The 12,116-nt window shown below is 65.9% G+C and carries 7 protein-coding genes; 2 read left to right on the plus strand and 5 right to left on the minus strand.

The window, feature by feature from the left end; genetic code table 11:
- Position 1: 1 nt before the first annotated feature.
- The 3 genes from WM2015_RS13160 to WM2015_RS13170 form a co-directional block, all read right to left on the minus strand.
- Complete coding sequence (locus tag WM2015_RS13160; RefSeq protein WP_049726479.1) at positions 2-1,897, minus strand: DUF1302 domain-containing protein; 1,896 nt, start codon at positions 1,895-1,897, stop codon at positions 2-4.
- Between the two features lie 14 nt (positions 1,898-1,911).
- Positions 1,912-4,065: an alpha/beta hydrolase gene (locus WM2015_RS13165; RefSeq protein WP_169751184.1), complete on the minus strand. Its 2,154-nt coding sequence runs from the start codon at positions 4,063-4,065 to the stop codon at positions 1,912-1,914.
- 194 nt (positions 4,066-4,259) lie between these two features.
- Complete coding sequence (locus WM2015_RS13170) at positions 4,260-6,086, minus strand: DUF885 domain-containing protein (RefSeq protein ID WP_049726481.1); 1,827 nt, start codon at positions 6,084-6,086, stop codon at positions 4,260-4,262.
- 99 nt (positions 6,087-6,185) lie between these two features.
- Between WM2015_RS13170 and WM2015_RS13175 the strand changes: the two genes are divergently transcribed.
- A complete protein-coding gene (locus WM2015_RS13175; RefSeq protein WP_049727101.1) occupies positions 6,186-7,463 on the plus strand; it encodes an NRAMP family divalent metal transporter in 1,278 nt (425 codons plus the stop codon).
- 18 nt (positions 7,464-7,481) lie between these two features.
- Here WM2015_RS13175 and WM2015_RS13180 read toward each other — a convergent pair whose 3' ends face one another.
- Positions 7,482-9,077 (minus strand): tetratricopeptide repeat protein, encoded by a 1,596-nt coding sequence (locus WM2015_RS13180; RefSeq protein WP_156201192.1) that lies wholly within the window; start codon positions 9,075-9,077, stop codon positions 7,482-7,484.
- Between the two features lie 4 nt (positions 9,078-9,081).
- Positions 9,082-10,800, minus strand: coding sequence for a CRTAC1 family protein (locus WM2015_RS13185; RefSeq protein WP_049726483.1), 1,719 nt, complete (start codon positions 10,798-10,800; stop codon positions 9,082-9,084).
- Between the two features lie 83 nt (positions 10,801-10,883).
- On the opposite strand from WM2015_RS13185, the gene neuC reads away from it, so the two are divergent.
- Positions 10,884-12,053, plus strand: a complete 1,170-nt coding sequence (gene neuC / locus WM2015_RS13190; RefSeq protein WP_049726484.1) for a UDP-N-acetylglucosamine 2-epimerase — start codon at positions 10,884-10,886, stop codon at positions 12,051-12,053.
- Positions 12,054-12,116: the final 63 nt, after the last annotated feature.

Raw genomic sequence — 12,116 nt, forward strand, 5'->3', positions numbered from 1 at the left:
CTTAGAACGAGTAGCTGATCGAGGCCGAGACGAAGTCCCGATCACTCAGCAGATTGTTGATGCCGGCACCGAAGAAATTGGTGTAGGCGAATCCGAATTGCCAGGTCGACAGACGCGAGAAGTTCACGCCCAGCGTGACCTGCTTGCGACCTTCGATGAAGTTGCCGCCCGGTCCCGGGGTGACACCCTGAACGTCGTGGTTGAAGGCGACGCGCGGAGTCATGTTCCACGAAGTACCGAACACCGCGTTGTAGGTCGGAGCGACGACCAGTCGATAACCCCAGCTGAAGGAGGTGGCGAAGCCGTCCGGCGTCGTCACCGGGTTGCGGGCCGCACCCGTCAGGCGACTCGGGCCGCCGCCGGTGTCCGTGCCGGGACCTTCGAAACGCAGTTCATCGTGGCTCGGCAGGTTCCAGTAGTTGGTCGCACCGAACTCACCGACGACGGCCACCTGGTCGGCACCGATCCAGTTGTTCGGTCCGATCAGCTTGGTCAGGGTGAACTGGAACTGGGAGGCCTTGCGACGCTCGTAGCCCGGAATGTACTCACCCGGAGCGTAGGAACCCAGCTGGCTGCGGAAGCGCTCGTACTCGTTCGGAATCGCGGCGTTCAGCGGCGACAGACCGGCGAACAGGAGCTCGACGTCGTCGATCTGGATCGGCACGTTGTCCCGGTAGCTCAACTCACCGGCCAGCGACCAGCCGCCGGGGATGGTGGTGTTGAAGCTCAGGCCGAACAGGTCGATGTCTTCCGGATATTCGACCAGCACCGCGCCGGTCGATACGTTGGAGTTCAGGACCGCCTGACCCGACAGCAGCGGCAGGCGGCTGTGATAACGCAGGTAGTAGAGACCGAACTCGGTGTCGTTGAGCTGCGGAGCGAAGTAGCGGAAGGCCAGGCCCCACTGCCCATCGAAGCCGTTCGCGTCGGGCTCGATGTTGCTTCCGCGCGGGAAGGCGGCCGAGCAGCCCAGGGCCACCAGGGTCGGCGGCAGGGGCGCGTCGCTGGCACCGAAGTTGCCACCTGCACAGACCGGATCGAAGAGATCGGCGTTGCGCACCGGCTGCGGCACGAGGCCGAAGTTCAGCATCGCGTAACGCCCACCGGCAGTGGCGAAGTCATTGGTGGCGAAGTAGGTGCCGACGGGCTCGGCCTCGACCGGATCCCACTCGAACAGAACCACACCTTCCATCGACATGTTCGGGGTCAGGTCGATCGAGCCCCAGAGCATGTTCTGCGGCAGGAAGGCTTCCTTCAGCTCGGCACCCGCGGTCCGCAGGGCGGTCAGGTCGACGGGGTTGATCGTATTGATCCCCCCGGCCAGGAAGGTCGACTCACCCCAGCTGACCACCTGACGCCCGAGGCGCACGGACAGCATCCGCTCTCCGATGTCGAAGTCCTTGTAGGCGTAGGCATCGAGCAGGCGACCCCGGCTGCCGGCGAAGTCCTTCGCGCCGTCGCTGAGCTCGTCCATGTCGTTGAGCGTGAAGTCATAGAAGTAGTTGCCACGGACGAAGAACCCGTAGTTCTTGTAATCGACCTGCAGCTCGGAGGTGATGCGGGCGGCGTTGAAGATGAAGTCGCCGTTGTCGAAGTTCAGGTTGCCGTCATCCGAGTTCGCCGAAAAGCGGCCCGGCGCCAGGATCTGCTGCTCCAGCGGCGCCTGAACGATCAGCGGGTTGAAATGCGACTTGGCGATCAGATCATCGTCACGGCCGCTGACGCGCATGCCGGACCCGTAGCTGATCGTGGTATCCAGCCGGATGCTGACCTCGTCGGTGCTGAGATCGATCGCCTGGGCGCTGTTGGCCACCAGAGCGAGACCGATGGCGCTGGCCAGCAGGCAGGGACGCATCAGGCGGGCCTGACGACGTGCAGTGTTCTTGTGCAGATTCATTGAATATCTCCCTGTCAGTCGGTCAGGATCAGTGACGGATTACCGATGACCACCGCAGCGCCACCGGAGGCGACCATGCTGGCGGCCTGGCCCTGCATCTCTGCAGTCACCGCCGGCGCCGATGAAGGATCGAGCAGGGAACCGTGCGTTCCCTGGATCAGGCGCACAGCGCCGCGAATCCCCAGCGGATCCTGCGTCGTACCCGTGATCGGATCGAGGCCCATGACCGCGATCAGCGGCTCGGTGCCCGACAGCGGCGCACCCGGCACGAAGTTCGGGATGACCGTGTCGCCCGCGACCTGCTGCAGCAGCACGCTGTTGGTCTGTACCGTCGTCGCGCCCCAGTTGATCGGGTCGGCCGCGTCGGTGACCGTCTGCGCGATCAGCAGGAACTGGAAGAAGTCCGGCGTGTTCGGCTCGACGCCCGCAGCGGCCAGACCGGCGCGGATCACCGGACCGAAGGTCTGCGAACCGTTGAGCATGTTGGCGATGCCGCCACCCGGCACGGACAGCACACCATTGTTCACGGTGGGCTCGACAGCCAGGAACGGGATGCCGGCGATGGAACCGAGGGAGATACCGACGAAGTTGATGTTCGAGCCGTCGAGGTCACCCAGCTGATCGCCATCGAGATCGATGAAGGGAATGTTCAGGGCCAGCACACTCAGGTCGGCCTGGGCCTGGCGCAGGTTGTCGCGCGAGGTCAGCAGGCTGCCCAGGTTGATGAACCAGGCCCCGGAAGAATCGATGTTTCCATCCGGGCCCGGCGCACCCGTGGCGTTGTCCTGGATGTCCAGGTTGAAGGTGCGCTCGCGGCCCACGGTGCCGAACGGCGTATTGCCGACGTAGAGCGGGCTGGTGGTGTCGGTGATGCCGTGCAGCGGCTGGTCGATGGCGATGACCGCGAAACCGATGGAGGCCATCGTGTCGGCGATCGCCAGCATGTTCGTCCGGTTACCGGTGATGCCGTGCTGGAAGATGACCACCGGCCAGCCGGCCTCCGGTCTGGTGAAGCCCGAGTTGGCGTTCGGGACGGTCATCAGCACCGGCACGAATTCGTTCGAGCGGGCGACCGGCATCGGGTTGGCCACGGTCACCGCGGTCGAGGTCGGGTCCAGCGGCAGCTCATCGAAGGGCGGCACGTAGGCACCCGGAGCGGCCTGCCAGAACTGGTTGATCGGAGCAATCGGATTCTCCGCCGTCGGAACGCCCAGGTAGTACGGCACGGAGGTTACACCGATGTAGAGATCGGCGATGCCCGGCGAGGCGCCCGGCGGCAGCACATCGGCCGTCGTCAGGCAGGCGCCCGGCGCCACGCAGGCCTGAGCGACCTGGGTTGCCGTCGGCTCGGCCTGCGAGCGGATCACGTTGAGCACCGGAGTGATCGACTGGGTGGTCGCCGTGAAGCTCAGCACGATGTCATCGCGCGAGATGCCCTGAGAGGCTGCGGCGAACTCCTGTGCATTGGTCAGCTGGCGCAGCGGCTCGAGCGCCCGCGCCGTGCCGTTGTCCAGCAGGCTGTCGGTGCTGTTGCCACTGGCATCGACCAGGGGAGAGGTCCGCTTCGTGAGGAAGTAGGTCTGGGAGGGCGTGGCTGCCGTTCCGATCGTGTCCTGGATCCCGTTGGTGACCACGGCCATGTAGCCGGTCATCTGCTGCAGCGGACGCAGCGGCACGATGGCGACCGTACGCCCGGTCGGGTCCGTCGGCGCGACCGTCGCGATGTAGTCGACGCCCGGCGTCAGCTCGCGATTGATGCCCGCGACGGCGATGGTACCGAACACGAACTCCACCTCGAACAGACGAACCGTGTCACCGTGCCGGACGGAGGCCGGGTCGATCTGCTGGGAGAAGCTGAAGGTCCATGGCGTGACGGTGCTGAAGCCGTCGAGCTGCGACAGGGCCACGGCCGGATCCCCGAAATCGGTGGGATCATCGACGGGGACATTCAGGGTCAGATCGGCCGACCCGGAAAGCAGCAGGTTGGTCGGGAACGGCAGTTGACCTGTGGCCGGACTGAAGACGGCCTCCATGACCTGAGTGGTCGGATTGCCATCCGGATTGGTGGCCGGCGTCTGCGGCGTGGATCGGTCCACACTGGACGAACCACCACAGCCGACAAGCCATAGCAGCGCCATTCCAGTGGCCAGGAGCGGGCGTACCTTCATCGTGTTTTCTCCCCGAAGCTTGAGCTTTCTTGGTTTGGATACCGTCGAGTATGGCGGAAGCCACACTCGCATTGGCCCGTATGATATGAACATCCTTTTAATATTTGCAAGCAGCGCGGCGTGAAGGTCACCAGAAAAAAGCGGCCGATCCTCCGCATGGAAGGACCGGCCGAAATCGCAGCGGACGAAGGAGTTCAGACCGGGTCGTTCAGACGCTCCTCGATCCATTCGTCGATCACCGATTCAACGATATCCAGGGGCATCGAGCCATTCATCAGGATCCGGTTGTGGAACTGGCGGATGTCGAATCGCTCTCCCAGCTCGGCCCGGGCCCGGTCGCGCAGTTCCAGCAGCTTCATCATCCCCACCTTGTAGGCCAGGGCCTGGCCGGGCATGACCAGGTAGCGCTCGATCTCACTGACCACGTCGGTCCGGGCCATGCCCGTTTTCTCGACCATGTATTCGATGGCCTGTTCGCGCGTCCAGCGCCGGTAATGCATGCCCGTGTCGACGACCAGGCGGACGGCCCGGAACTGCTCGGCCTGCAGGCGCCCGAGATTGTCCAGGGGGTCGTTCTGAAAGCCCGCCTCCCAGGCCACACGCTCGGCATACAGCGCCCAGCCCTCGGAATACGCCGTGAACGGCAGCATCCGGCGGAACATGGGCACGCCGGTCAGCTCCTGTTGCAGCGCGATCTGGAAGTGATGCCCCGGGATGGCCTCGTGATAGGCCAGGGTTCTCAAACCGAAGCGCGGGTGCTCCTCGACATGCTTGAGCTTGGCGAAGAACACGCCCGGCCGCGAACCATCCATCGCCGGCCTGGAGTAGTAGGCACCGGCCGAACCGTCTTCGGCGTATTCGGGCACTCGGCGCACCTCGACGCCGGCGGCGGGGCGCACGTCGAACCAGTCATCCAGGCCACCGTCGATCTCGGTGATGATCTCGCGGAACGCATCGAGAATGGCTTCGCGACCGGCATCGGAGTCCTCGAACAGTTGATCGGGATCCCGACTCAGAGCCTGCACCCGCTCACCGACACTGCCCTCGCAGCGGCCGACGCTGCACAGGATGGCGTCCATCTCCGCCTCGATCCGGGCCACTTCGGCCAGGCCGATCTGATGCACGTCTTCGGGCGTGTAGTCCGTGGTCGTGTGCCAGCGAACCGCCCAGGCATAGTAGTCATCGCCATCAGGCAATCGCCAGACACCATCATTGCTGCGCGCCCGAAGCAGCAGCGCATCCTGATAGGCGATCAGCGACTCGTAGGCAGGATAGACGGCCTCGCGAATCACCTCGGCCAGCTCGCCCGGCAGGGCCCGACGACGCCCCTCCGGAAAGCCTTCGATGGCGTCGACGCGTTCGAGGAATTCGGCGTAGAGAGGGTTGTCTTCGACCGGCTGCTCGATGAACTCGCGCATCGACTCCAGGGTCTTCTCGATGGCAAAGCGCGGCGCGACCACTCCTCGGCGCTCGTGCTCCTCGAGCACCTCGACGGTGCCCGCGAAGGCTTCCGGGAAGCCAGCCAGCCGCGCGAGATAGAAGTCCACGTCCTGCTCGTTGCGAACGGGATGGACCTGCAGCATGAAGTTCGGCAGGCCGGTGTGGATTCCGCGCATCTGGTGCAGCGGGAAGTCGTGCCAGCTCCAGCGCTGCCCCTCGACCTGGCGCGCCAGGAACCACTCGAAGATGTCGTAGGACAGGGCCTCCTGCCCCTCGTAGTCGGAGCGGTCGTAGCGACGCAGGGTCGTCAGGCTGTCCTCGACCCAGGCGTCCATCGCCTCCTGCCGCTCGATCGAGACCTCGTCGAGCTTGCCCTGGTAGAACTTGATCGGCAGCGCATCGAACAGGCCGATCGAGGTCAGCGCCTGCGGGCTGTCGAGCCCGAATTGCAGAAAGGTCCGCTCGAAGAACAGGTTCAGGGTCACCGGCTTGAACCAGACCACGTTGACGACGAGCGCGCCAAGCAGCAGGATAAGCGCCGCAACGGTGAGCCCGCCCCATTTGAAAATGCGTTTGATCATGAGACTTTTCCCGGAAATGAATTCAATCGGCAATCTACAGGCTAGCGATGCGCCGATGTGGATCCCAGATGCCACAAGTCACGCTCCGGCCTCGCCACGATGAGCGCCTCCGAACCACGCCACCCGCTGCTGGCCGCGATCGGCCCGGGACTGTTGATGGCCGGCGCCGCCGTGGGCGTCTCCCACCTCGTCCAGTCGACCCGCGCCGGCGCCGACTACGGTTTCACCCTGCTGCCCCTGGTGCTGCTCGCCTGCCTGCTCAAGTACCCCTTTCTGGAGTTCGGCCCGCGCTACGCGGCGGCCACCGGGGAAAGCATGATCGCGGGTTACCAGCGCATGGGCCGCTGGGCGATCGGCCTGTTCAGCCTGATCACCCTGTCCACCGCCGTCATCATCCAGGCCGGCGTCACCATCGTCACGGCGGGCCTGACCGGCCTGCTGTTCGGCCTGGACTGGTCGATCACCTCCCTGTCGGCGTCGGTGCTGGGCGCCTGCATCCTGTTGCTCGCCGTCGGCCACTACCGCGGCCTCGACCTGATCATGAAACTGATCATGCTGGTGCTCTCGCTGTCCACCCTCGCCGCGGTCATCCTCGCGCTGGGCTCGGCACCCGGAAGCATGGAGCTGGACCTGGCCGGCAACCTCGATCGACTCTGGAGCGCGGCGGGCATCGCCTTCGTGCTGGCCCTGCTGGGCTGGATGCCGATCCCTCTCGATGTCGCCGCCTGGCACTCGCTCTGGACCCTGGAGCGGGCGCGACAGACCGGCCATCACCCGAACGTGCGCGAGGCGGTGTTCGACTTCCGGCTGGGCTTCATCGGCGCGACCGTGCTGGCGGCGCTGTTCCTGATCCTGGGCGCGGTGATCATGCATGGTGGCGATCAAACGATCCCCGCCTCGGCCGTCGCCTTTTCCGCGGTGCTCGTCGAGCTCTACACCAACAGCCTCGGCGAATGGGCTCGACCCCTGATCGCCGTGGCGGCCTGGACGACGATGTTCTCGACCACGCTGGCCGTCACCGACGCCTATCCTCGCGCCCTGCGCGCACTGATCGAGGTCAGCGGCGCGGCCGACGACACCGATGACACCGCCAACCTGCACCAGGCCCGCTACATCAGCGCCCTGATCCTGCTCTCGATCGGCGGCTTGAGCGTGATCCACTTCTTCGGCCAGCACTTCACCCGCCTGATCGACTTCGCGACGACCGTGTCCTTCCTCGCCGCGCCGATCCTGGCCTGGCTCAGCCTGCGCCTGATCACCGGCCCGCTGGTGCCGGAAGCACATCGACCGGGACCCGGCCTGCGCCTGCTGGCCTGGGCTGGCTTCTGGTTTCTCGTCGCGTTCTGCCTGATCTGGGCGTGGTGGCGGCTGAGCTGAGTTCGCCTTGGCCCCGCCTCAGCCCTGCCCCGCATCCGCACCGTAGACCGGGTGCGCCGGCGCGAAGGGTCTCGTCGCGCGCTGCCCTTCCCGGTAGCGTGCCATGTCTTCCTGGAGATCGGGCCGGGCATCCAGGATCCCCAGCTTGAGCGCCTCGAACAGGGCCTGGGCCTGCAGATCGACGGCATCATCGAACAGGCCCATGGCGGCATAGACCATCGCCAGGGTGGCGGCCGTCTCCATGCCGGGCGCATCCTGATAGATCACTTCGGCCCAGTTGAAGGCTTCACTCAGCTGCGCCTCGCCGGCACCCAGACAGCTCGCTCGCACGCGGGCCAGGGCGCCCAGCACCTCCGGATCGAAGCCGTCTTCGAGCTGGCGAAGCCGCTCGAGCAGGGCCGCGCCCTCGGCGCAGTCTCCCGCGCCCAGCCTCGCCATGGCCTGCCAGTAGCGCAGACGTTGGGCGTCCGGACCGGACGCCGCATCGGCCATCCGCTCGAAGGCTGCTGCGGCCGCATCGAAGCGCCGGCGCGCCAGTTCGACGAAGGCCATGGCTTCGCGGGCCTCATCGAAGCCCTCGTCGATCGCGAGCACCCGACGGTAGCCCTGCTCCGCCTCGTCCAGACGGCCCATCAGTTCGTCGACCTGAGCCAGACGGAAGCGAGCGCTCGCATTCCGGGGCTGGAGCTCGACCAGGGCCGCGAACGCGTCACGCGCCTCGACCAGCGCGCCCAGTCGTGCGCTGACGTCACCGTAGTTCTCGATGATCAGCGGATCATCGGGCGCCAGGGACAATGCGCTGGCCAGCAGGGACTGGGCACCTGCCAGGTTTCCGGCCTCGGCCTGGCCGAGCGCCAGCTCCAGATAGAACTGCGGGCTGCGCGAACGCGAGCGCACGCGCTCGATCAGCGGGTCCGGAAACGCGGGTGTAATTTCACCGGCCTGGGCGAGCGCGGCGCGCGCGCGCTCCGTGTCACCCTGGCCTCGCAGCGCCATCCCGAGGGGCTGGTACAGGGCGCTGGCGGACGGGGCCCGACCCAGGGCCTGCTGCAGGTAGTCCACGGCCTCCGCAAAACGACCCTGAGCGAGCGCGGCGCGACCCAGGCCCGCAAGGCCCGCGGCCGACTCCGGGTTCAGCTGAAGCACGCGCTCGAAGTCCCGGATCGCCGGCTCGGGCCGATCGAGTTCCAGATAGGTCTGGCCCCGACGGATCAGGGCCGGGACATCCGTGCCATCGGAGGCCAGTACCAGACCGAACCAGTCCAGGGCGGGCTCCAGGCGGCCATCGCTGATATCAAGGGTGCCCAGAAGATAGGGCCAGTCGAGAAAGCCCGGCGCCAGCTCGTGCGCGTTCAGGTAGGCCTGGCGAGCGGGCGCGGTCAGACCATGGGCTTGCAGGGCCTCCCCGTACTGGCCCCAGGCCTGCGCCAGGAGGGGCGCCGGGGCATTGGCCTGTTCAGTGAGACGAACATTCTCGCGGGCCTGCTCGACGGCCTCGCGGACGGGCTCGGGCAGTTCACCGAGATCGGGCAGCTCGGGCTGCACGAGCTGGGCCTGAACCAGGGTCGAAAACACGAACAGGAGCGCCGCGGCCCCTCTCAAAAAACCAGTCATCGGATCATTCCTCCGGTGTTTGCGAATCCACCGTCTGACCCTGACCTCGGACCAGGCGGTGGTATCGATCGGGCGCCAGGCCCTCGAATCGTTCAGCCTGACCGTCCGGCCAGACCATTTCAATCGTGACGGCCGACGCCCGCTCGCCGAGGCCGATCACCAGGCGCGGGTCCCGCGCCGAGGCGTAGGAGCCATCACGGCGCGCGCGACGGTGGCGATGGCGAGCACCTTCGTCATCGAGCAGCCAGACCTCGGGCAACAGCCGCGCGCCCGAGTCGTTCACGGGCTCGAGGCCGAGCCAGTGGTGACCGCTGTCCTTCAGGTTCCTGAGAATGCGGGCCGGCGCATTGATGTTGGCGATGACCAGATCCAGCCCGCCGTCGTTATCCAGATCGCCGACGGCCAGGCCGCGGCTGACTTCGGAGCGATTCAGGGCGCTGCCCGATTCGGCCGTGACCTCCTCGAAGCCATTGCCACCGCGATTGCGGAAGGCCTGGTTGCCCTGGTGATAGGGAAAGGGATCGCCGGCCTCGGCCAGGGCATCCTCGATCACGACCGCGCCATTGGCCACGACCAGGTCCAACCAGCCATCCAGATCGGCATCCAGAAAGGCCGTTCCGAAACCCGTATAACCCAGACTCGGCACGCCCAGTCCGAGGCGATTGGTCAGATCGGTGAACCAGCCCTGACCGTCGTTGCGATAGAGGGTGTTGGTTTCCATCCGCATATGGGTCAGGAACAGGTCTTCGGCGCCGGAATCGTCGAAATCCGCCGCGTCGACCCCCATGCCCGCTTCGGACTGGCCACCGGCGTTGACGGCCACACCGGCCAGGAAGGCGTCATCCTCGAAGCGCAGGCCGCCCTGGTTCAGCCAGAGCGCATTGGGCACCCCGTCGTTGGCCACGTAGAGATCCACGCGCCCATCGTCGTTGAAATCCGCGGCGATCACGCCGAGGCCATGGCGGGCCTGGCCGGCAATCCCGGACGCCTCGGACACGTCTTCGAATCGTCCATCACCGAGATTCCGGTACAAGCGATCCGGCACGCCATCGTAGGCGGAAGGAGAGCAGTAGTCCTGCTGCGAGGTCATCGCCGAGCGGCAGACGCGATGATTGTCCAGGGTGAAGTCGACGTAGTTGATCACCATCAGCTCATTGCGGCCGTCACCGTCCAGATCCACCACGCTGCCGCTGACGCTCCATTCGGCGCCGGCCACACCGGCCTGTTCGGTGATGTCCGTAAAGCTGCCGTCACCGTTGTTGCGCCAGAGCTGGTTGGCGCCATAGTTGAGCACGTAGAGATCCGGGTAGCCGTTGCCGCTCAGATCACCGACCGCCACGCCCATGCCATAGCCCAGCGCCCGGATTCCAGCGGCTTCGGTGACGTCCTCGAAGCGAAGTTGCAGCTGGCCGTCGGGACCGGGCTCGGACACGTTCCGGAACAGGCGGTCGCCGATCGGCTCGCCATCACCGCCCGGCAGCAACCGCCCGCCCTGGACCAGATAGAGATCCATTCGCCCGTCGCGGTCGTAGTCCAGAACGGCCGCGCCACCGCCCATGATCTCCGGAAAGTGGAACTGGCCCTGCATGCCGTTGGAATAGCGGAAATCGACGCCGCTAGCGGCCGTGACATCCTGCCATTGAAGCGCCTGCGCCGAGCCGGCCAGCAGGCAGGCGGCACCGACCCACAGACCCCAGGGCAGCGTTGAGGAAAACCTGTTCATGATGATCTGGGATACTTGAAACGTTCGAGGGTTCCGGCGAGCTTGCCGGAACGGCGCGCCATTCTGTCATTCGGAGCCAGTCTTTGCAATCCACGACCCCACCACGCCGCATCGCCGTCGTCAGCTCGTCACGCGCCGACTTCGGCCACCTGTTCTGGATCCTGCGCGAACTCCAGTCGCTGGACTCGGTCGATCTGAAGATCATCGCCACCGCCTCCCATCTGGCGCCCGGTTTCGGCCAGACCGTGGACCAGTTCGAAGCGCACGGCTTCGAGCTCGAAGCCTGCCTCGAGAACCTGCTCGATTCGGACAGCGACGTCGGCATGGCGAAGACCATCGGCCTGGGGGTGCTCGGCCTGGCCGACCTGCTCGGACGCCTGCGCCCCGATCTGCTGCTGCTGATCGCCGATCGCTACGAAATGCTGGCGCCAGCGTCCACTGCCCTGGCCCTCCGCATTCCCATGGCCCATATCGAGGGCGGCGAGATCAGCGAAGGCGCCATCGACGATGCGGTGCGCAACGCCCTGACCAAGATGAGCCATCTGCACTTCGTCTCCACCGAGCAGGCTCGGCGACGGGTGATCGCCATGGGCGAAGAGGCCTGGCGCGTCCGGCGCGCAGGCGCGCCCTCCCTGGATCATCTCCGGCGAAGCCAGCTCAGCTCGCGGGAGCGTCTGGAGCAGGTGCTCGAACTCGACCTGAACACGCCCCCGGTGATCGTTGCCCACCATCCCGTGACCCTGATGCGTGACGCCGCCGGGGAGATCGATGCCCTGTTCGAGGCCCTCGACACCCTCGATGGCCCCGTCGTGTTCTGTTTCCCGAACGCCGACGCGGGCCATCAGGCGATCATCGAGCGGGCACGTGCCTACTGCCGTCGCCAGCCCAGGGCTCGACTCAACTTCAACCTCGATCTGTTCGATTTCTGGGGCCTGCTGAAACAGGCCGAGATGATGATCGGCAACTCCTCCAGCGGCATCATGGAAACGCCTTCCCTGGAACTGCCCTTCATCAACATCGGCCCGCGCCAGCGCGGCCGGGAACGCGCGCTGAACGTCATCGATGTTCCCGGCGAACGCGACGCCATCCTCGCCGCGATCGACAAGGCGCGAAGCCCGGAATTCCGGAATTCACTGCGAGGGATGAGCAACCCCTATGGTGATGGTCACGCCGCCCGAAGGATCGCCGAGACCCTGGCCAGCTGCCCGCTCGGAGACGAGTTGCTGGTCAAGAAGGCCGTGGACCTGAAGTGATCGGATCGAGCACGATCGGGGCGCTCGAAAGCAGCAAGCGGTGACCCGCTTTCATGACTTGCC

This window comes from Wenzhouxiangella marina, from assembly GCF_001187785.1.
In the GTDB taxonomy this organism is placed as follows: Bacteria; Pseudomonadota; Gammaproteobacteria; order Xanthomonadales; family Wenzhouxiangellaceae; genus Wenzhouxiangella; species Wenzhouxiangella marina.

What these genes read in the sequence shown, in the direction of transcription:
- WM2015_RS13170 (WP_049726481.1), bottom strand. Translation starts at nt 6,086, where the DNA reads ATGATCAAACGCATTTTCAAATGGGGCGGGCTCACCGTTGCGGCGCTT.
- WM2015_RS13180 (WP_156201192.1), bottom strand. Translation starts at nt 9,077, where the DNA reads ATGACTGGTTTTTTGAGAGGGGCCGCGGCGCTCCTGTTCGTGTTTTCG.
- WM2015_RS13160 (WP_049726479.1), bottom strand. Translation starts at nt 1,897, where the DNA reads ATGAATCTGCACAAGAACACTGCACGTCGTCAGGCCCGCCTGATGCGT.
- WM2015_RS13165 (WP_169751184.1), bottom strand. Translation starts at nt 4,065, where the DNA reads ATGAAGGTACGCCCGCTCCTGGCCACTGGAATGGCGCTGCTATGGCTT.
- WM2015_RS13175 (WP_049727101.1), top strand. Translation starts at nt 6,186, where the DNA reads ATGAGCGCCTCCGAACCACGCCACCCGCTGCTGGCCGCGATCGGCCCG.
- WM2015_RS13185 (WP_049726483.1), bottom strand. Translation starts at nt 10,800, where the DNA reads ATGAACAGGTTTTCCTCAACGCTGCCCTGGGGTCTGTGGGTCGGTGCC.